The organism is Actinoplanes sp. G11-F43 (assembly GCF_050589265.1).
In the GTDB taxonomy this organism is placed as follows: Bacteria; Actinomycetota; Actinomycetes; order Mycobacteriales; family Micromonosporaceae; genus Actinoplanes.
This window is the reverse complement of sequence record NZ_JBNZCE010000066.1, coordinates 1-18855: the sequence shown is the minus strand read 5'-3', so window position 1 is coordinate 18855 and position 18855 is coordinate 1. Positions and strand designations below refer to the sequence as shown.

At 71.2% G+C, this 18855-nt stretch carries 20 protein-coding genes and 1 pseudogene; 14 read left to right on the top strand and 7 right to left on the bottom strand.

Going from position 1 to position 18855, the window contains the following annotated elements; translation table 11 throughout:
• Positions 1–156: 156 nt before the first annotated feature.
• Positions 157–1197, top strand: a pseudogene (locus ACQ0O7_RS43890) (alkene reductase); the annotation flags it as partial.
• 12 nt (positions 1198–1209) lie between these two features.
• Here ACQ0O7_RS43890 and ACQ0O7_RS43885 read toward each other — a convergent pair.
• The 3 genes from ACQ0O7_RS43885 to ACQ0O7_RS43875 form a co-directional block, all read right to left on the bottom strand.
• Entirely contained in the window at positions 1210–2955 is a 1746-nt protein-coding gene (locus ACQ0O7_RS43885; RefSeq protein WP_430791867.1) for a beta-galactosidase, read from the bottom strand.
• Between the two features lie 66 nt (positions 2956–3021).
• A complete protein-coding gene (locus tag ACQ0O7_RS43880; RefSeq protein ID WP_430791866.1) occupies positions 3022–3261 on the bottom strand; it encodes a hypothetical protein in 240 nt (79 codons plus the stop codon).
• A complete protein-coding gene (locus ACQ0O7_RS43875) occupies positions 3258–3407 on the bottom strand; it encodes a hypothetical protein (RefSeq protein ID WP_430791865.1) in 150 nt (49 codons plus the stop codon). Before ACQ0O7_RS43875 ends, ACQ0O7_RS43880 begins: the two co-directional genes overlap by 4 nt.
• Before the next feature lie 201 nt (positions 3408–3608).
• On the opposite strand from ACQ0O7_RS43875, the gene ACQ0O7_RS43870 reads away from it, so the two are divergent.
• Both ACQ0O7_RS43870 and ACQ0O7_RS43865 read left to right on the top strand, forming a co-directional pair.
• Complete coding sequence (locus ACQ0O7_RS43870) at positions 3609–4448, top strand: SGNH/GDSL hydrolase family protein (protein ID WP_430791864.1); 840 nt, start codon at positions 3609–3611, stop codon at positions 4446–4448.
• A 201-nt stretch (positions 4449–4649) separates the two neighbouring features.
• Entirely contained in the window at positions 4650–5597 is a 948-nt protein-coding gene (locus ACQ0O7_RS43865) for a CehA/McbA family metallohydrolase (protein WP_430791863.1), read from the top strand.
• Here the strand turns inward: ACQ0O7_RS43865 and ACQ0O7_RS43860 are convergent.
• A complete protein-coding gene (locus ACQ0O7_RS43860) occupies positions 5516–6265 on the bottom strand; it encodes a hypothetical protein (RefSeq protein ID WP_430791862.1) in 750 nt (249 codons plus the stop codon). The two genes, ACQ0O7_RS43865 and ACQ0O7_RS43860, sit on opposite strands and share 82 nt — an antisense overlap.
• An 87-nt stretch (positions 6266–6352) precedes the next feature.
• Here ACQ0O7_RS43860 and ACQ0O7_RS43855 point away from each other — a divergent pair, with 87 nt between their 5' ends.
• The 6 genes from ACQ0O7_RS43855 to ACQ0O7_RS43830 all read left to right on the top strand — a co-directional run bounded on the left by ACQ0O7_RS43855 (position 6353) and on the right by ACQ0O7_RS43830 (position 11969).
• Positions 6353–7492, top strand: coding sequence for a GDSL-type esterase/lipase family protein (locus ACQ0O7_RS43855; protein ID WP_430791861.1), 1140 nt, complete (start codon positions 6353–6355; stop codon positions 7490–7492).
• A 329-nt stretch (positions 7493–7821) separates the two neighbouring features.
• Positions 7822–8058, top strand: a complete 237-nt coding sequence (locus tag ACQ0O7_RS43850) for a hypothetical protein (protein WP_430791860.1) — start codon at positions 7822–7824, stop codon at positions 8056–8058.
• Between the two features lie 119 nt (positions 8059–8177).
• Positions 8178–8465, top strand: a complete 288-nt coding sequence (locus tag ACQ0O7_RS43845) for a hypothetical protein (RefSeq protein ID WP_430791859.1) — start codon at positions 8178–8180, stop codon at positions 8463–8465.
• Positions 8466–8520: 55 nt separating this feature from the next.
• The gene (locus tag ACQ0O7_RS43840) at positions 8521–9897 is read left to right on the top strand and encodes a diguanylate cyclase domain-containing protein (RefSeq protein WP_430791858.1); all 1377 of its coding nucleotides are present in this window, start codon (positions 8521–8523) and stop codon (positions 9895–9897) included.
• 19 nt (positions 9898–9916) lie between these two features.
• The gene (locus tag ACQ0O7_RS43835; protein ID WP_430791857.1) at positions 9917–11128 is read left to right on the top strand and encodes an MFS transporter; all 1212 of its coding nucleotides are present in this window, start codon (positions 9917–9919) and stop codon (positions 11126–11128) included.
• A 34-nt stretch (positions 11129–11162) separates the two neighbouring features.
• Positions 11163–11969, top strand: coding sequence for a hypothetical protein (locus ACQ0O7_RS43830; RefSeq protein WP_430791856.1), 807 nt, complete (start codon positions 11163–11165; stop codon positions 11967–11969).
• A gap of 302 nt (positions 11970–12271) precedes the next feature.
• Here the strand turns inward: ACQ0O7_RS43830 and ACQ0O7_RS43825 are convergent, their stop codons facing one another.
• The 3 genes from ACQ0O7_RS43825 to ACQ0O7_RS43815 are packed head-to-tail and all read right to left on the bottom strand — an operon-like array spanning position 12272 to position 14691.
• On the bottom strand, positions 12272–13024 hold the full coding sequence (locus ACQ0O7_RS43825; protein ID WP_430791855.1) for a MerR family transcriptional regulator: 753 nt from the start codon (positions 13022–13024) through the stop codon (positions 12272–12274).
• Positions 12996–13997: a lysostaphin resistance A-like protein gene (locus ACQ0O7_RS43820; RefSeq protein ID WP_430791854.1), complete on the bottom strand. Its 1002-nt coding sequence runs from the start codon at positions 13995–13997 to the stop codon at positions 12996–12998. Before ACQ0O7_RS43820 ends, ACQ0O7_RS43825 begins: the two co-directional genes overlap by 29 nt.
• Before the next feature lie 40 nt (positions 13998–14037).
• Positions 14038–14691 carry a DNA alkylation repair protein gene (locus ACQ0O7_RS43815; RefSeq protein ID WP_430791853.1) on the bottom strand — a complete coding sequence of 218 codons (654 nt, stop codon included), beginning with the start codon at positions 14689–14691 and terminating at the stop codon, positions 14038–14040.
• Positions 14692–14727: 36 nt separating this feature from the next.
• Here ACQ0O7_RS43815 and ACQ0O7_RS43810 point away from each other — a divergent pair, with 36 nt between their 5' ends.
• The 5 genes from ACQ0O7_RS43810 to ACQ0O7_RS43790 all read left to right on the top strand — a co-directional run.
• Positions 14728–15411 carry a response regulator transcription factor gene (locus ACQ0O7_RS43810; RefSeq protein ID WP_430791852.1) on the top strand — a complete coding sequence of 228 codons (684 nt, stop codon included), beginning with the start codon at positions 14728–14730 and terminating at the stop codon, positions 15409–15411.
• 71 nt (positions 15412–15482) lie between these two features.
• Positions 15483–16682 (top strand): cytochrome P450, encoded by a 1200-nt coding sequence (locus ACQ0O7_RS43805; RefSeq protein ID WP_430791851.1) that lies wholly within the window; start codon positions 15483–15485, stop codon positions 16680–16682.
• A gap of 14 nt (positions 16683–16696) precedes the next feature.
• Complete coding sequence (locus ACQ0O7_RS43800) at positions 16697–16894, top strand: ferredoxin (protein ID WP_430791850.1); 198 nt, start codon at positions 16697–16699, stop codon at positions 16892–16894.
• Positions 16891–18024 carry an NAD(P)/FAD-dependent oxidoreductase gene (locus tag ACQ0O7_RS43795; protein WP_430791849.1) on the top strand — a complete coding sequence of 378 codons (1134 nt, stop codon included), beginning with the start codon at positions 16891–16893 and terminating at the stop codon, positions 18022–18024. The genes ACQ0O7_RS43800 and ACQ0O7_RS43795 overlap by 4 nt, the downstream gene beginning before the upstream one ends.
• Before the next feature lie 110 nt (positions 18025–18134).
• The coding region (locus tag ACQ0O7_RS43790; RefSeq protein ID WP_430791848.1) for an SDR family oxidoreductase at positions 18135–18855 on the top strand (721 nt) is incomplete at its 3' end.

Genomic DNA, 18855 nt, shown 5'->3' with positions numbered 1-18855 from the left:
GCCACCCTGCGTAACACCGCGATCGGCTGGCACCGCATCAACGGCGACACCAACATCGCCCGTGCCAACCGACGCGCCGACCGCCGATCACACGACCTCATCACCGCTGTGACCAGCAGTTACCCCAGAACGCAATGACCCTGCTTCCAGCTCGGTGACCTGACCCTGCCCAACCGCATGGTGATGGCCCCGATGACCCGGGTCCGGGCCGCCGCCGGTGGGCTGGCCACGCCCTCGATGGCCGCCTACTACGCCCAGCGGGCCACCGCCGGCCTGATCGTCTCGGAGGGCGTACAGCCGAACCGGATCGGACAGTCCAACCCGGGCACCCCGGGCCTGCACACCGAGGAGCAGGTCGCCTCGTGGCGGCAGGTGACCGATGCGGTGCACGTCAACGGCGGCCGGATCTTCGCCCAGCTGATGCACGGCGGCCGGGTGTCGCACCCGGAGACCACCGGGCTGACCCCGGCCGGGCCGTCCGCGGTCGCCGCCACCGGTGACGTGTTCACCCCGTCCGGCCCGCAGCCCGCCCCGCTCCCCCGCGCGCTCGGCCTGGCCGAGATTCCGGAGCAGGCCCGGTCGTACGGGGACGCGGCCGGACGTGCGGTCCGGGCCGGCTTCGACGGGGTGGAACTGCACGGCGCCAACGGCTACCTGATCTCCCAGTTCCTCTCCAGCAACGCCAACCTGCGCACCGACCGGTACGGCGGCTCGGTCACCAACCGGATCCGGTTCGCGGTGGAGGCCGTCGAGGAGACGGTGGACGCGGTCGGCGCGGCCCGCACCGGCATCCGGCTGTCCCCCGGCGGCGGCTTCTGGGGTGTCACGGAGACCGAGGTGCCGGCACTGTACGAGGCCCTGCTGACCGAACTGGCCCGGCTCGACATCGCCTACGTGCACGTGGAGGCGACCGCCGGCGAGGAGGTGCTGCTCGGGCTGCGCAAGGCGTGGCCGGGTGTGCTGATCATGAATCCGGTGCTGCCGATGGGCCCGCGGCAGACCGGCCGGGCCGAGGCGGAGCACTGGCTGGGACTGGGCGCCGAGCTGATCAGTTTCGGGCGGGCGTTCCTCGCGAACCCCGATCTGGTGGAGCGCCTGCGGGCTGATCTGCCGCTCAGCCCGGCGGATGACACGACGTACTACCAGGGTGGCGATCAGGGCTACCTGACCTACCCGGCGTACACGTACACCGGGTAGGTCGAAGGATCCTCAGTCCGCGACCACGCCGAGATCCGGCTCGGCGAGCAGGTCGACGCTGGTGGAGGCGGCGGCCTGGAGTTCCAGCACGACGATCTCGTTGACACCCGGCCGCAGCACCGGGCCGGGCACGTACAACGTCCGCTGTGGTCCCCGGGCCGCGAAGCGACCGAGCGGGAAGCCGTTGATCCACGCCGCGCCGCGTTCCCAGCCGGGCAGCGCCAGATAGGAATCGGCCACCGTGTCGAGGGTGAACGTGCCGCGGCGCAGCGTCGGCCCGATCGGCAGCGGGGTGGCGGCCGGGGCGAACGCGATGCCGGTGACGTCGTCGAGCGGGACCGGGGTCTGCGTCCAGCCGGTCAGCTCGGCGCCATTAACCGTCACCGGCCCGAGCAGGCCCTTCGGGTCGAACATGCCGGGCCCGTAGTTGACCCGGCCGGCGTTCTCCAGCACCAGCGTCAGCGTCGCGCCGTCACGCGGCACCACGATCGGCAGGGAGTGCTCGTGCCGGGATCGTTCCAGCAGCCCGGAGGGGACGCCGTCGATCAAGATCTGGGCCCGGTCGCTGTACGAGGTCAGCGTGAGCACCGAGGGCCCGGCGGCGGGCAGACGGGTCTCGTAGACCACGAAGCCGGACGCCTGGCCCAGCTCCTCCATCCGCATCGGTGCCGGCGACTCCACCGCTGCTCCGGACGCCGCGTCGAGCAGTCGAGCCGCGGAGTCCAGCACGATGCCCCGATGCTCGATCGTGGGAGCCGGACCGGGCAGCGGCTCGCTGGGGACCGGGACGTGCCGGGCGATGGCCTCGCGCATCAGCCGGTACTTGAGGGTGACGTCACCGTTCTCGGACAGTGGGGCGTCGTAGTCGTACGAGGTGACGGTGGGTTCGTACGCGTGCTTGAGGTTGGCCCCGCTGGTGAACCCGAAGTTGGTGCCGCCGTGGAACATGTAGAGGCTGACCGAGCCACCGGCGGCGAGCAGTCTCTCCAGGTCGTCGGCGGCGCTCTGGGCGTCGCGGGTGTGGTGCGGGCCGTTCCAGTGGTCGAACCAGCCGTTCCAGAACTCGGCGCACATCAGCGGCCCGGCCGGCTGGGCCCGGCGCAGGGTGGCCAGGGCGGTGTCCACCTTGCCGCCGAAGGTGCCGGTGCGCAGGATGCCGTCCAGCCCACCGTTCGCCAGCATGGTGTCGTCGACCTGGTCGCAGGTGAACAGCAGCTCGGTGATGCCGCGGCGGCGGTACCCGTCGACGATGTGCTGAAGGTACTGCTTGTCGTCGCCGAACGCGCCGTACTCGTTCTCCACCTGGACCGCGATGATCGGCCCGCCGTTGTGCGCGAGGAACGGCTCGATCACCGGGATGAGCTGGTCGAACCAGTCGTCGACGGCTTTCAGGTACGCCGGGTCGCTGGTCCGCAGCCGCACCGACGCGTCCGAGGTGAGCCAGGCCGGCAGACCGCCGCCGTCCCACTCGGCGCAGATGTACGGTCCGGGGCGGAACAGCACCTTCAGCCCCGCCTCGGCGATCATCGTGAGGTAGCGGGGCAGATCCAGGATGCCGTCCAGGTGGAACTCACCGGGCTGTGGCTGGTGGGCGTTCCAGGGCACGTACACGTCGATGGTGTTGAGGCCCAGCAGCCGCGCCTTCTCGATCCGGTCGGCCCACTGCCCGGGGTGGATCCGGAAGTAGTGCATCGCCCCGGCGACTATCCGGAAAGGCTTCCCCTGCCACAGAAAGTCGTCGCCTGCCGTCTCGAGCACGCCAGCCCCTCTCGGTCCGTATGTTTACGTAAACATACCGGCTGCCCCGGCGCGATCAAGGGATTATCAGCGCGGCTTCCCGGCGTACCGGAACGGGATTCGCCTCCGGGCTCCCGGGCAGCGTGAACGTGAACCGGGACCCACCTCCGGACAACCAGCCACCCCCTCGGCCATCGCGTCGATGATCGCGGCCATCAGTTCGGCGTCCTGATTCTCCGGCGCGGCCGGACGGGCGGCCCGCAACCGGCGGGTCACCAGCCGGCCCGCGAGGACCACGTTGCCGGCCATCGACACGGCGAGCATCATGCCCCGGCTCCGGGAGTGAGCCGGCGTACGGCGTGCCCGAGCACCGCGACGGTGAACGGCTTGGCCAGGTGCGCGGCGCCGGCCCCCGGATTCGTGCCCGTCCCGGCGCAACCAGCGCGCCACCAGATCCCGCACGTCCGGCTCATCGTCGACCACCAGTACCCGGGTCATGGCGCACTCCCCCGGCCGCTCGATTCGTCCCCGGACCTGTCGGCCGCACGGGGCCGACTGGCGACCGGACCACTCCTTCGGGTGACCGGAAGATACCTAATTTGGGTGCTAACGAGATGTATGGTCGCGTCTGTCCAGTTTTGACCCCCCGACCCACCGCACACCCGGAGACCAACATGTCGTATCCAGCAGCGATCTTCCGCCGCGTCGTGGCCGTCGCCGCCACCGTGGCGATGACCGCCACCGGCTGGGCCGCACCCGCCACCGCCGTCGCCGTGTCCGTCGCACCCGCGCCACTGCAGTACGTCGCCCTCGGCGACTCCTACGCCGCCGGGTTCGGCTCCACCCCCACCCGCGACAAGTGCGGCCGCACCCCCGCCGCCTACCCCGCCCTGCTCGCCCGCGAAGCACACGGCGCCGTCGCCTTCCGCAACGCCGCCTGCACCGGCGCCACCACCGCCGACGTGATCCGCCAGGCCACCGCGCTGACCGCCAAGACCGGCCTGGTCACCATCACCGCCGGCGCCAACGACCTGGCATTCCGGCAGGTCCTCGAAGCCTGCCTCAACCCGGCCGCGACAGTCGCCTGCCACCGCGGCAACACCACCATCAACCGCAAGCTGGCCAAGAGCCTGCCCCGCGACCTGAACCGGATGATCCGCGCCGTCACCAGCACCGCGCCCGACGCCCGCGTCGTCGTCACCGGCTACCCGCTGCCGTTCGCGCACACCCGGTCCTGCCCCGCCGTACCGGTCAGCGCCAAACTGCGCGCCCGCGCCAACCAGGTGGCCGCCCGCCTGAACAAGGCCATCGCAGCCGCGGCCGCCCGCAACCGGGTCCGCTACGTCGACGTCGAGCAGGAGTTCGCCGCGCATGCCCTGTGCAGCAGTTCCCGTCCGTGGCTCGTCGGCGCCGAAGGCATGCGGAACGACACCGCACTGCACCCGACCGCGACCGGCCACGCCCGCGGATACCTGCCGGTGGTCGCCGCGTCGGGCCTCAGCGACCGCGCCTGATCCCGTTCCGCCCCGGCACGCGCCCTACCCGCACCTCGGCCCTACCTGCACTCCCCGTTCCACCTTGTCCCGCTCCACCAGTACCGCCGCACCACCTGTTCCCCTGTTCCACGGGGACGCCCACTCTGCCCTTGCCCCCGCTCCACACCCCTGTCCCCGGTATGCCCCGCGCATGCCGGGGACAGCGTATTTTCGGATCTGATGGCCATCTATCGCGGCGACTGTCACGTCCACACCCATCGTTCACACGGCGCCGACCTGACGCCGGAGCGGATCGTGGCCGAGGCGCACGCGGCCGGCCTGGACTTCATCGCCGTCACCGATCATCAGGCGGCCTTCGAGCCGTCGTCGTGGACGGATTCCGGCCTGCTGATCATTCCCGGCCAGGAGGTGCTCACGCCGGACGGGCACTGGCTGGCCCTGGGTCTTCCGCCGGGCGTCGTCGTGGACTCGGTGGCGGCGGCCCGCCGGTTCGGGGCGTTGTGTGTGGTCGCGCATCCACATGCCCCGTATCCGGGCGGCACCTTCCGGGGCCGGCTCGGCGACTTCGACGCGATCGAGGTGTGGAACGGGCGCTGGCACTCCGACCTGCCCTGGCAGGCCGACAACGAGTCCGCCCTCGCCACCTGGGCCGGCGGGCACCTGCCCGCGCTCGGCAACAGCGACGCGCACCTGGCCGGACAGCTGGGCAGCCCGCAGCTGGTCGTCGAGGCTCCCACATTGACCGCGCCGGCCGTGCTGGCGGCCATCCGCGCCGGTCACAGCTGGATCGCCGGCTCCCGTGCGGTCCAGGTCGATGTCACGGTGACCGCCGACCGGATGACCGCCCGGATCAGCGGCGCCCCCGCCGGAACCGCCGTCGTCCACACCGAACACGGCCCGATCCACCGGGAACGCCTCCCCGAGAACGGATCGAAAACGGTCTCGTGCGCCCTCGGCACCGTCGCGACGGTCCGCCTGGAGGTCCGCCATCCCGATGGCCGGATGGCTGCCCTGACCAACCACCCTGTGGTGACTTCCGGTCCAGAACGCGCCGGAAAGTGGCACGCGGGGTGGGGGTTGGCCTGCTACGACGGTGACAGCGCCTCGTCCAGCTCGGTGAACAGGGCCTCCGGGACCGCCGCCGGACCGGCGAGGATCCGCCAGTAGCGGCGGCCCACGATCCACATCTCGGCGGGTGTGGTCGCGCCGTGCAACGCGGCCACCTCCTCTGATGGCAGGTCGGTCTCGGCGGCCCGGGACGGGGTGAGCCAGTGCTCGGTGTGACCGGTGACGAGACGGGCCATCCACAGCAGGTGCCGCCGGGCGTGCGCGAGGGCATCGGCGGACCGCAACCGTTCACCACGGAGGCTCACCTGGTGGGCGAGGATCAGCCAATTCGCGAACCGCCCGCACACCTCCCCCACCGAACCGAGTGAACCGGGCACATCCGGCTGCTCGGGCAGAGAGTCCAGGGCACGGCGGAGTGCACCGGTCCGGTCCAGCACGATCATCCGGTCCACCGGGGCGCCCCGGGCCGGCCAGTCCGCCACCGAGGCGATGTCGTCCTCCGGCGCGAAGTGGAACTCGCCCCGGATCAGCCCGGGGAAGAAGGCCACATGCGCCCCGAATTCGTTGACGACGACATGCCGGCTCGACCCGATCGAGCGGATCCACTCGTACGGGTCGGGCATGGTCGTGAAGAACAGCCAGAACTCGATGTCGCTGTGGGCGTCGGCCTCGCCGGTGACGAACGAGCCGTAGGTGAGCGCGGCGGCCAGCCGGCCGTCCTGGTGGCAGCGTTGTTCCACGGCGGCGATCAGTCGGTGTTGCAGCATGTCCGGAAAGTTACCGGCGGCTGTACCGCTGGACGCGGCGTGCCAGCATGTCGGCAGGGTTGCTGGGCAAGAGGGTTCGGGGGAGCCGTGACGAATCGCCGTACCTTCATGCGGGCCGGGGGTCTGGTCGCGGGCGGCCTGGCGGTCGGCGCGGTGGTGGCCGAGTCCGCGCGTGCCGACTCGCCCGGTGCCGATCTGCCGTTGCTGACCTGGCACGCGGCGCTGGCGGGCCGTCGCTGGGCGCCCGCGGTGATCGCCGTGCTCGGCTCGTCGACCAGTGAGGGTGTGGGGGTTTCGGCGTACGGCCGGGGCTATCCGCATCTGCTCGCCGACAATCTGCGGACCGCGTTCCCGGGCGGTGGTTCGGGTGACTACGTGGCCGCCTGGGGCACCACCGGGATCCGGGACTGGCCGGTCGTCACCTCCGGCGGCCAGCGGATCAAGACGGCCGGCTGGGGGTTGAAGTCGCTGATCCAGAGTGCCGGGCAGACGGCCACGCACCGGTTCCAGGGCACCGGCGTGCAGGTCTGGTTCGCGGCGCAGCCCGGTGGCGGCCGTTTCGCGGTGACCATCGACGGTGTCCCGGTGGGCGCCCCGGTCCGCACCGACGCCGCCGCCACCGACCGGGACGCCCGCTGGACGTCGCCGGCACTCCCCCGCGGCGAGCACACGATCGTCGTCACCTGCCTGACCGGCCCGGTCGGCCTGCACGGTTTCGCCACCGTCGACGGCGACAACGGCATCCGCCTCGTCAACGGCGGTCACGGCGGCCGGACCAGTGGGGACTTCGCCGACGGCGCGGCGTCGTGGGCGCCCCGGCTGCGCACCGTCCAGCCCCACCTGGTGATCCTTCAGCTGGGTGTGAACGACTGGCGGATCAACGTGCCCGCCGAGACGATGAAGACCAACTTCAAGAGCATCATCGCCGCCGTACGCCGTGACTCCGGCACCTCACCGTCCTTCGTGATCTACGGCTCGCCCCGGGTCAGCGCCGGCCGCCCGGACCAGGATTTCGCCCGGTTCACCCAGGCGTGGCAGGAGGTGGCCGACGAGGACACCGGCGGCCCGGGCGGTGGCAGCGCGGTCGCCTACTTCGACCTGGCGGCCCGCCAGCTGTCCCCGGCCGCCGACAACTCCCTGCGCCTCTACAACGACGACCGCCTCCACGTGACCGACCGGGGTGCGGCTTTCACCGCCGACGCCCTGGCCACGTTCCTCTCCCCCTGACCGCCTGGCAGCCGGCGAGGCGACGCCCGGCCGGCAGCCGGCGAGGCGACTCGATGTATCCGCAGGTGACGAATGGCCGCGGCGTATCCCCCGGCCAGCGCATTCGCCCGGCGCCCGCCGGACGGTCCGGTGTGCCACCCAGCGGGCGCGGACGACATCGAGCGACCCGGTTTCCGAGTGCCCGCCGGGCGTACTCCCCAGGGGGTTGACATCGACAGCCGACCCGGAGTCGCGGCAGGCCCCGGCGCCGACGTGCCAATCGCGTGCGTTCTGCGTGCGTTTCGCGTGTGCCGGGTTTAGCGTGGAGGGAGCCGACGATGGGAGAACGCATGACCGGTCTCGACACGGGACAGACCCAGACCGCGGTGCGCATGACCGTCAAGCTGTCACCACAGGCGGCGACGGCCCTGAAGAAGATCTCCGAGGAGCGCGGCGTCACGATCACCGAGTCGCTGCGCCGGGGCATCTCGATGCACCACTACTTCCATGAGGCCCTCAAACGCGGCGCCACCATCGTCGTGCGCGAGGCGAACGGCGACGTCAAGGAGATCGTTCTGGACATCTGAGACGTCCGCTCTTCGATCTGCGCGGATCTTCATTCGGGCGCCCATGACCTGACGGGGAGGTCCTGGGCACCGGGCCGCAACGGCCAGGGAGGACCGCAACGATCCGAGGAGGAGCAGGGATGGGTTCACATCCGAACGAGGACGTCTGGAATCTCGACCAGGAGATGCGACCGGAACTCGGAGCACCCCGGGAACGGTGGCTGGCATTCGAACAGAATCGCCGGCGTGACCGGCACAACCTGATCGCCCTGTTGACGCTCGTCGGTTACCTGGCGATCTGCGGTTCGGTGGCGGCATGGCTGCTGGCGAGCGGTGTCGATCAGCCGGCCGTCGCGATGTTCCTGCAGGTGTTCGTGATGTCCCTGATACCGGTGATCGTGGTGATCGCCAAGGGCTTCCACAGTTGATCCCGGGGCCGCCCCGATCTCTCAGGTCGGGGCGGCCGTCGCCGATGGGGCGCGCATGCCGAGAAGCTGGCAGCTGTATCTGTACGCCGGAGTCGCCGCGGCGATCGGGTACACCCTGCTGCCGGAAACCGACAAAGTGCACGCCGTCGCGTACGCGTTCGTCGGCCTGTCCTGCATCCTCGCCGTGCTGTACAGCGTGCGCCGGCACCGGCCGGATCAGTCGTCGACCTGGTACGCGTTCGCCGTCGGCCTGGTGTTCTGGCTGGTCAACACGACCATCGACCGGGTCACTCATGATCAGCCGTGGACACATGTCAGCGCGGTGTTGTCGCTGGCCGGCTATCCGCTGATCGGTCACGCCCTGATCGGGCTGATCCGGGGCCGGGTCGGCGGCCAGGACCGGACCACCGCCCTGGACGCCGGCATCGTCGCCACCGGGACCGCCCTGCTGTTCTGGACCATGGTCGCCGGGGAGATCGATCTGACCTGGCTGCAACTGCTGGTCGGGGCCGGTGACATCACCCTGCTGGTGTTGATCTCGCTGCTGGTGACCACGCCTGGCGCGCGGACCGTCAGTTTCCGGCTGCTGCTGGCCGCGCTCGCGCTGATGTGCGCCTCGGATGCCGCGATCATGCTGGGTTCGGGCACGTTCGGTGACGTGACGATGATTCTGGCGAACGCGTTCGTCGGCGCGGCGGTGGCCCATCCGACGATGCGGCAGCTCACCGTTCGGGTCGAGCAGCCGCCGCGTTTCGTCCGCCCCCGCCTGGCCCTGTTGACCGCCGCCATCCTGCTCGCCCCGGCGGTCAGCCTGCATCAGGGCGCCACCGGCCGGATCGCCGACCACTGGCTGCCGCTCGGGGTCGGATCGATCGTGTTGTTCGCGCTGGTCAGCGCACGGATGGCGGGTCTGGTGATGCGGGTCGAGCAGCAGGCCGAGCGACTGTCGGTGCTGGTGCACGAGGATCCGCTGACCGGGCTGGCGAACCGGCGCCGCTGGGACGAGCGGCTGCGTACCGCGATGAGCCGTTCGTCGGCCACCGGCGATCCGCTGGTGGTGGCCCTGCTGGACCTGGACCGGTTCAAGCTCTACAACGACACGCACGGTCACCAGGCCGGGGACGAGCTGCTGACCGGCGCGGCCGGGGCGTGGCTGGGCGGGCTGCGCGGTGACGACCTGCTGGCCCGGTACGGCGGTGAGGAGTTCTGTGTGCTGATGACCGGCCGTACCGTCGACGAGGCCCGGATCGTCGTGGAACGTCTGCAGGCGCTCACCCCGCACGGTCAGACGTTCTCCGCCGGGGTCACCCGATGGGACGGCCGGCAGTCGCCCGCCGAGCTCCTGGAACACGCCGACACCCTGCTCTACCAGAGCAAACACGCGGGCCGGGCGCGGGTCACCGCGGACAAATCGCTTGCCGAAGCGGCCTGAGACCCAAAAAATCACGAGCATGAGCGGTACGCCCACCAATGCCCGCAGTGTCGCCGCCCTCGGGTCGTTGATGCTGGCGGCGTTCTGTTACCTGACCATCGAGGTGCTTCCGGTCGGTCTGCTGCCGGTCATCGCCGCCGACCTCGGGGTGTCACTGTCCGCGGTCGGACTGCTGGTCACCGTGTACGGGCTGACCGTCGCGATCTTCTCGGTGCCGTTGACCCGCCTGGTCCGGGGCATCCCCCGGCGGCACCTGATCACCGGGCTGCTGGCCGTGTTCGTGGTGTCCACCACCGCCACCGTCACCGTCGGTGGTTATCCGGTGCTGGCCGGCGGGCGGATCGTGACCGCGCTGTCCCAGGCGGTGTTCTGGGCGGTCGCCGCACCCGCCGCCGCGGCCCTGTTCGAGCCCCGGATGCGCGGCCGGGCGGTGGCCGCGGTCTTCGGCGGCTCCTCACTGGCCCCGGTGCTGGGGCTGCCCGCCGCCACCTGGCTCGGTCAGCAGGCCGGCTGGCGGGTGGCGTTCCTGGCGGTGGCCGGGCTGGCCCTGTTCGCGACCGCGGGGGTGGCGCTGCTGCTGCCGACCAGCTCACCCGGCGACGGGCATGCCGCGGTCGGGCCGGAGCCGGACGCCCGCGCCTTCCGGCTGCTGCTGGTGGTGGTGTCGCTGACCATCACCGGGGTGTTCACCGCGTTCACCTATCTGACCCCGTTCCTGACCGGGGTGGCCGGGTTCCCGGACGGCTCGATCAGCGCGATCCTGCTGGTGAACGGGCTGGCCGGGCTCGGCGGGGTGGCCGTCGCCGGGTTCCTGTCCGAGCGGGCGCCGCGTGTCTCCGTACTCCTGCCGGTGGGTCTTCTCGCCCTCGTCTCGCTGGGCCTCTGGCTGGCCGCCCACCATCAGCTCGCGGTGATCGTGCTGGTGGCGCTCTGGGGGTTCGCCCTGCCGCAGGTGCCGTCCGCGGTGCAGAGCCGCATCCTGGTGATCGCCCCCGGCCGCACCGACATGGCGTCGGCGATGATGGGCGCGCTGTACAACGTGGGGATCGCCGGTGGCGCGGCCCTCGGCGGGTCGCTCCTGCCGTACGGCGGCGTCCGCGGCGACTACCTGGCCGGCGGCCTGCTGGTCGCGGTCGCGTTCACCGTCCTGGCCGTCGCCGGGGGCACCGCCACCGCCGCAACCGTGGTGGAGAAAGATGTGCCAGGTGAATCCCGTAGGCCGAGGCCGTAGAAAGTCACCATCCCGCCGCTCCGGTGGCCAGCAGGTGCTGCGCACCGTGGCGCCCGCGCCCGAGCCGTGCGACTGCCCCGGCTGCTCCGGCACCGACCTCGACCCGGCCGACCTGATCGACGACCTGATCGACGGGGGCGCGCTCCTGCTCGGCTGCGAGGATCCGCTCGAGGTGGAGATGTTCGCGGCCAACCTGCTGGCCGTCGGCAACCAGGCCGGCGAGGGGTTCGCCGAGGCACTGGCCGGTGCGGTGGTGCCGGCCCTGGAGCAGATCGGCTCCCGCGAGGCCCTGGCCGTGCTGTGCGCGATCGCCGCGCTGGAGGAGGGCGACGCCGCCGCCACGGCCGCCCACCGCCTGACCACGGCCGGGCTCGCCGCCCCCGGCTGGGCCGCCGAGTTGCGCCTGCCCGTCGACACCACCGAACTGCTGCGCTTCGCCGACCCCGGCGACAACCTGTCGGTGCTGGTCGCCACGTTCACCCGGGCCGGTCGCACGCACGGCTTCTCGATCAACGTGGTGCACCGCGACTGCCACGCCGCCGCCGAGATCCTGATCTTCCCCGGCGAGGCCCTGCCCCAGGTCACCGACATGATCCAGCACGGCGACGGCAGCCGAACCCTGGTGATCACCCGCGCGCCGATCGCCCCGGCCGACTTCCGCTGGGAGGCCGAGCGCGCCCTGAACGCCCGATCCGACCACGACCAGGACCCGGACTCCCCGCCGCCGCCCCCGGACGAGGACGACGACGCCCCGGACTACCACCTGTCCGCCGAGTTGCTCCGAGCCCGCCTCCGCCTGCTGCCCCCACCGTCGCGCCCACCGGCCCAGCACGGCGACTGATTCCCCCGGCCGCCCGGCCGTCATCCCGGGCGGCCGCTCATTCCCGGCGGCAGCGCTCCCCGAGCCCAGCCGTTCCCGCTGATATCTTTGATGATTCACCACCAAAAATGGTGGCAAATCCTCCAAGATCGGCCACGGAAAGGGCGCCCGGTCTGCGGCATTCTCCAGGTCGGCGGTCATCGTCAAACCCTGGGAAGTACGCCCGGCGGGCCCTCGGAAACCGGGTCGCCCGGTGTCGTCCGCGCGCGGTGGGCGGCACACCGGACCGTCCGGCGGGCGCCGGGCGGATGCGGTGGTCCGGGTCAACCCGTGTGCCGAGTTCCGGGGCGCTCCGCGCCGGAACTCGGCACGGTACCGGCGCTGATCCGGTGAGCTCGGCGCAGCACGTCGAGCTGGGCTCGGTGATAGAGCGCCTCCAAGGCGTGGCCCGCGGCGGCTCGGGCGGCGTCGGCCGGGCCGCGCGGATCCAGGCTGACCGGGTTGGCAGCCGACGCCGGGGTCATGAGTGGGGCGAGCCGTTCGGCCAGGGCCTGCCGGGTGGCCTCGTCGGCGTCCTCGGGCAGGTCACGGAACTCCTCGTCCAGGCCGTCGTTGGGGTGGTCGCCGAGGATCCGGTGGACCGCCTCCATCGACTCGTCCGAGAACAACTGAGCGTAGATCATCAGGAGTTTGCGGTCGTTGTCCCGCAGGTTCCCGGTGACACCGGTGAAACCGGGCGGGACGTCGGGCCGCGCGCCGGGGCTGGACAACACGGCCAGTTCGCGCCGGATGTTCTGCAGGCGTTCCACCGTGGCGGCCAGTTCGGCGTCGATGACCTGGAACACCGGGGCCTGGCCGTCCGGGTCGGCCTCCATATCGGCGACCCGGGCGAGCGGGACGCCGAGTTCGGTCAGCCGTTTGATCCGCAGGAGCTGGAGCAGGTGATGGATCTCGTACTGCTTGTAGCCGTTGGACTTGCGGCCGGGCTCGTCGAGCAGGCCGATCTCGTGGTAGTAGCGAACCGTCTTGACCGTGGTTCCGGACAGTTCAGCGATCTCGCGGGTGCTCCAGGCCATGATCTCCTCTTCCGGATTCACCGTACGCCCGAACCGGATCAGGCCGGGCCTTCCGCTGGCGCAGGGCCTTCCACTCGCGCGGGGCCTTCCACTCGCGCGGGGCCTTCCACTCGCGCGGGGCCTTCCGCTCGCGCAGCACGACGAGCACCAGCATCGCCACGTTGACCGCCCCGAGAATCAGCACGGACGCGTCGCCGGCTCCGGACGAACGATCGATGGTGAACGGCGCACCGTCCGACATCAGCGTGTTGACGCCGGTGAACAGCACGTTGTTGGCGACGTGGAACGCGACCGGCGCCTCGATGCCGCCACTCACGATCGCCATCAGGCCGGTGCACACGCTGAGGAACGTGTAGTAGCCGAACAGCCAGGGGTCGGCGGACCCGTGCAGCAGCGCGAAGCCGAGGCTGGAGACGACCAGGCCGAGAGCCAGCCCCGGGCGGACCGCCCGCACCCAGGACGCGGCGGCGGGCAGCGCGGCACTTCGGAACATCAGCTCCTCACCGAGTGCCTGCAGGGGCGTGGTCAGCACGGTCAGCACCAGGATGACGACGGTCGTGCCGGACACCCCGAAGGCGATCCATCCCGGGGAGTCCGGGGCCACCAGCGCCACCACGCCGATCCCGGCGGCCACCAGGACCGCGGCCCCGCCGGTGTACCACCCGAGGCGGCGCGCGTCGAAGGCCCGCGGGGAGCTGATCAGAACACGCCACGGCACCTTGGCCAGCCAGGCCAGGAGCAGGATCGCCACCACCCCGGCGGCGATGATGGCCAGGTTGACGGCCAGGAACTTCAGCGGGGTGACGGTCGCCGCCATCGGGTCGTCGCTGCCTTCCAGGAGCCCGGCCAGCTGGTAGCCGAGGACCTGGAACACCACCAGCACGATCGGTGGCACGAGCACCACGATCAACGGTTTCCACCAGCTCATGCGCAGGTGCGCGCCGAACGGCCGGGCATTCATGAGATCGGGCATGCGCCCAGTGGAAACCGTGCCGTCGGGGCAGGGTCAAGCGCTACGACCGGCGGACCATCTCGGCGATCCAGACCGGCGCGTACGGCGAAGTGCAGTTCGGTGGGGTGGGGTAGTCCTTGAGGACCTGCAGGCGCTCGCCGATCCCGATCGCCCGCTCCCGATGACCGGCGTGCGAGATGCCGATCTGGGACAGGCAGTGGTTCATCGACCACTGGAGGCGGTCCGGGGCGTCCTTCATCCCGCGCTCGATGGTGTCCAGCAGGCCGGGCAGGTCCAGGCCGTCCGGCTTCCTGGCCACCCGGTCGACGGTGAGCCCCCAGCCCGCGCTGGCGACCACCGGGTCCGGGTCGGCCAGCCAGGCGGCCCGCAGGTCCTCGGCGTGCGGGCTCTTCTTCACCACGTAGTTGACCAGCCAGTCCTGCACCTTGGGGGTCGGAGACTCGCGCAGCATCCGGTCCAGGTCGTCCCGGCTGAACAGTTTCGGACGGCAGATCAGCAGGGCCAGCAGCCGGGCCGCCGTGTCACCGGTCTCCCACAGCTGAACGGCGAGCTCCTGCTGGGTCTTGAGCCGTTTCGCGACGGCCCGCAGCGCCCCGAGATTGACCGCGTGGTCGTCCCCGTTGCGCTGGTTGACGGCGAGCACCTTCGGATCGGCGAGCGCGTCCAGCTCGGCCCGGATCTCAGCGACTGTCACCCCGCGATGGTACGGGGCTTCGAATACCGCGGTGGGATGACGCGGTGGCGGGCGATCGACGGCATGCTGGACATCGTGGTCGAACAGAGCGTGCTGTTGAGCGTCCCCGAGGCCGGTCTGCGGGAGTCGGTGGCCGTCCGGCTGTCGGCGGCCGGTTACCTGGTCACCCCGGTCGCCACCGGGGCCGACGCGATGGCCGCGCTGCGGGCCCGGCACTACGACCTGATCGTGGTGGACGTCGAGATCCCCGACCTGTTCGATCTGGCCCGGCACCGGCCGGTGCTGTCCGACCGGCCACCGGTCATCTGTGTGACCACCTGTGAGGCGCTCGACATGCTGCTGCCCGAGCTGGGCACCGAGGTCGAGGACTACGTGACGAAACCGTGCCGGATCCCGGAGCTGGTGGCGCGGGTCCGGGTCCAGTTGCGGCAGCCGGTGCTGAAATTCCGGGATCTGACCCTGGACGAGGTGGTGTTCCAGGCGTGGCGCGGGGACCGGCAGCTGGAGGTGACCCCCGCGGAGTACCGGATGCTGCGTCATCTGCTGGTCAACGCCGGCCGGGTGCTGTCCAAGGAGCAGCTGGCCCGCAGTGTGTGGGGCGAGTCGCGGGGTGGCAACGCGATCGAGCGGCTGATGTCCCGGCTGCGGCAGAAGGTGGACGGTGCCGGGCCGGCGTTGATCCACACCAGACGCGGATTCGGGTACATCCTGGGCGAGTGACCTGAGTCACGTCAGGGTTCTGTCAGGTTCGTGTCCGGGTCGCGTCAGGACCCGTTGCTTGCATAGCGGGCATGTCTGACACGCCCTACTATCCGATGACCCGGCAGGCCACCTGCCCGTTCGCACCGGCCGCCGCCATCCGGGAGGCCGAACCGGTCAGCAAGGTGACGATCTGGGACGGCAGCACACCCTGGTTCGTCACCCGGCACGCCGACCAGCGGGCCCTGCTCAACGACCCGCGGCTGAGCATCGACGAGAAACGGCCCGGCTACCCGCACATGACCCGGGCGCGCGCCGCGATGGCCCCGCACATGCCCGAGCTGATCGTCAACACGGATCCACCCGAACACACCAGGCTCCGCCGTACGGTCAACGCGCCCTTCATGGTCAAACGCGTCGAGGCGCTGCGTCCCCGGATCCAGCGCGTCATCGACGGCCTGATCGACGACATGCTGGCCGGGCCGAACCCCACCGATCTGGTACGGGCCATCGGGCTCCCGGTGCCGACCCTGGTGATCACCGAGATCCTCGGGGTGCCGTATGAGGATCACGAGTTCTTCCAGACCGCCAGCCGCCGCGCGATCAGCCACGACACCGACCCGGACGCCGGTGAGCAGGCCAGTCAGGGCCTCGGCGAATACCTCGGCGCGCTGCTGACCCGGAAGATCGACGACCCGGCCGACGATGTGCTGTCCGAGATGGGCACGCGGGTCAGGTCCGGCGAGATGACCTTCGTGGAGGCGGTCACGATGGGCAGCGCGATCCTGATCGCCGGCCACGAGACCAGCGCCAGCATGATCTCCCTGGGCACTCTCGCACTGCTGCGCAACCCTGATCAGTTGCGGACGATGCGGGAGAACTCCGACGACCCCAAGTTCGTCGCCAACGCGGCCGAGGAGCTGCTGCGCTACCTGACGATCGTGCACAGTGGCATCCGCCGGATCGCCATCGAGGACATCGACCTGCACGGCACCACCATCAAGGCCGGCGACGGGGTGATCTTCGAGCTGGCCGGCGCCAACTATGACCCGGCGGAGTTCCCCGAGCCGGACCGCCTTGACCTGACCAGGCCGGCCCGCTCGCACCACGCCTTCGGCTACGGCGTCCACCAGTGCCTCGGCCAGTCCCTCGCGCGGGTCGAGCTGCAGGTCGTCTACGGCACCCTCTACCGGCGCATCCCCACCCTGGCTCTCGCGGTGCCGTTCGAACAGGTCGAGTTCGCGATGGAGGGCGTCGCCTACGGCCTCAAATCACTTCCGGTCACCTGGTGAAAGGAGCGACGACGATGAAGGTGGAGTTCGACGAGCCCCGGTGTGTGGCGGCCGGGCAGTGCGCGATGGTCGCCCCGGCCGTGTTCGACCAGCGTGACGACGACGGCGTGGCCATCCTGCTCGACGACACCCCGCCCGAGGAGCAGCACGAGGCGACGCGGGAGGCCGCGGCGGTCTGCCCGGCGGCGGCGATCCGGCTGGTCGAGGGATGAGGCGGATCGTCGTGGTGGGCGCGTCGGCGGCGGGCCTGGCTGCGGCCGAGACACTGCGCCGGGAGGGGTACGCCGGAAGCCTCACGCTGATCGGGGACGAGAGCCATCCGCCGTATGACCGGCCACCCCTGTCCAAACAGATCCTCAGCGGGGAATGGGAGCCGGCACGGATCGCGCTGCGGACCGCCGAGCAGCTGGCGGGGCTGGAGTTGCGGCTGGGCGTGCCGGCCGTCGGGCTCGACCTGTCCACGAGAACGGTCGCGCTGGGTGACGGTGGCGAGGTGCCCTTCGACGGTCTGATCGTGGCCACCGGCGTCTCGCCACGAACCCTCCCCGGACCGGCCGGACACTTCATCCGAACCGTCGATCAGGCTCTAGAACTGCGTAAACGCCTGCAACCGGGCACCGCGGTGATCATCATCGGCGCCGGGTTCCTCGGCGCGGAATGCGCAGCCGTGGCCATCGGCCTCGGCTGCGCGGTCACCGTGCTGGAACCGGCACCGGTCCCGCTCGCCCACGCCGTCGGCGAGCCGATCGGCCGGATGCTCGCCGACGTCCACCGTGCCCACGGCGTCGACCTGCGAACCGGCGTGGCAGTCGACGCACTGGTACCCGGCGGGGTGCGGCTGGCCGACGGCACGGTACACGCCGCCGACGAGGTGCTCGTCGCGATCGGATCCGAACCCAACACGTCCTGGCTGGCCGGCAGTGGTCTGACCGTGGACGACGGGGTGTTGTGTGACGAGTACTGCGCGGCGGCGCCGGGGGTCTGGGCGGCCGGCGACGTGGCCCGTTGGTACAACCCGCTGTTCGGCGTCCCGATGCGGATCGAACACCGCACCAACGCCGCCGAGCAGGGCATGGCCGCGGCCCGCAACCTGCTGGGGGCCGGAAAGCCGTTCGCCACGGTCCCTTACTTCTGGTCCGACCAGTACGACCTCAAGATCCACGCATACGGCTACCTCCGCGGCCACGACTCCATGGAGATCGTCGAGGGCTCACCGGGCGAACACCGTGTCCTGGCCGTCTACCGCAAAGGCGGGCGTCTCGTCGGCGCCCTGGCCGCCGGTATGCCACCCAAAGCCCTCCGCCCGTGGCGGCAGGCCATCCTCAACGGGGAGTCACAGTGACCGGACCGTCGTCAGCCACCCGACCGCCCACGGACCCTCCCGGTGGCGGGAGCATCAGGGACGTACCGGTTGGCGCCGACCGGGCCGGCGGCAACGGTGACGTGATCGTGGTGACCGGGGCCGGGGGCATGGGCGCCGCCGTCGCCCGCCGGATCGGCAGCGGCCGGACCGTGATCCTCGCCGACGCCTTCCCGGAGCACCTGGAACGAACCGTCGGCGCCCTGCACGCCGAGGGTTACGACGTACGCGGCCGGGTCACCGACATCGCCGACCGGGATTCGGTGGCCGGACTGGCGGCGTTCACGGCGGAGGCGGGCCGCCTGACCGCGGTGGTGCACACGGCCGGGGTGTCGGCCGCGACGTCCACCGTCCATCGGATCATGGCGGTGGACCTGGCCGGCACCGCCTACCTGATCGAGGAGTTCGAGCCCCTGACCGGCCCCGGTACGTCGGTGGTCTGCGTAGCCAGCATGGCCGGCCACTACGCCCAGCTCAGTGCCGCCGACGAGCAGGCCCTGGCGACGGCCCCGGCCGACCGGCTCCTCGGACTGGACGTGGTGGCCGGGTTCGACGGCGACCCGGTGTCCGCCTACATCCTGGCCAAACGCGCCAACCAGGTGCGTGTCCAGGCCGCGGCCCTCCCCTACAACCGCCGGGGCGCCCGGATCAACACGATCAGTCCCGGAGTCGTCGCCACCGCGATGGCCCGCGCCGAACAGCAGTCCTCCTCCGGCACCCACATGATGGCCATGCTGGACGCGTGCGGCGCGGGCCGCACCGGCACCCCGGCGGAGATCGCCGAGGCGGCGGCGTTCCTGACCGGTCCGGGGT

Coding starts and splice junctions, on each gene's coding strand:
- ACQ0O7_RS43880 (WP_430791866.1), bottom strand. CDS start 3,261: ATGATGCTCGCCGTGTCGATGGCCGGCAACGTGGTCCTCGCGGGCCGG.
- ACQ0O7_RS43845 (WP_430791859.1), top strand. CDS start 8,178: ATGGGTTCACATCCGAACGAGGACGTCTGGAATCTCGACCAGGAGATG.
- ACQ0O7_RS43840 (WP_430791858.1), top strand. CDS start 8,521: ATGCCGAGAAGCTGGCAGCTGTATCTGTACGCCGGAGTCGCCGCGGCG.
- ACQ0O7_RS43865 (WP_430791863.1), top strand. CDS start 4,650: ATGGCCATCTATCGCGGCGACTGTCACGTCCACACCCATCGTTCACAC.
- ACQ0O7_RS43850 (WP_430791860.1), top strand. CDS start 7,822: ATGACCGGTCTCGACACGGGACAGACCCAGACCGCGGTGCGCATGACC.
- ACQ0O7_RS43800 (WP_430791850.1), top strand. CDS start 16,697: ATGAAGGTGGAGTTCGACGAGCCCCGGTGTGTGGCGGCCGGGCAGTGC.
- ACQ0O7_RS43870 (WP_430791864.1), top strand. CDS start 3,609: ATGTCGTATCCAGCAGCGATCTTCCGCCGCGTCGTGGCCGTCGCCGCC.
- ACQ0O7_RS43795 (WP_430791849.1), top strand. CDS start 16,891: ATGAGGCGGATCGTCGTGGTGGGCGCGTCGGCGGCGGGCCTGGCTGCG.
- ACQ0O7_RS43875 (WP_430791865.1), bottom strand. CDS start 3,407: ATGAGCCGGACGTGCGGGATCTGGTGGCGCGCTGGTTGCGCCGGGACG.
- ACQ0O7_RS43835 (WP_430791857.1), top strand. CDS start 9,917: ATGAGCGGTACGCCCACCAATGCCCGCAGTGTCGCCGCCCTCGGGTCG.
- ACQ0O7_RS43860 (WP_430791862.1), bottom strand. CDS start 6,265: ATGCTGCAACACCGACTGATCGCCGCCGTGGAACAACGCTGCCACCAG.
- ACQ0O7_RS43820 (WP_430791854.1), bottom strand. CDS start 13,997: ATGCCCGATCTCATGAATGCCCGGCCGTTCGGCGCGCACCTGCGCATG.
- ACQ0O7_RS43805 (WP_430791851.1), top strand. CDS start 15,483: ATGTCTGACACGCCCTACTATCCGATGACCCGGCAGGCCACCTGCCCG.
- ACQ0O7_RS43825 (WP_430791855.1), bottom strand. CDS start 13,024: ATGGCCTGGAGCACCCGCGAGATCGCTGAACTGTCCGGAACCACGGTC.
- ACQ0O7_RS43810 (WP_430791852.1), top strand. CDS start 14,728: ATGACGCGGTGGCGGGCGATCGACGGCATGCTGGACATCGTGGTCGAA.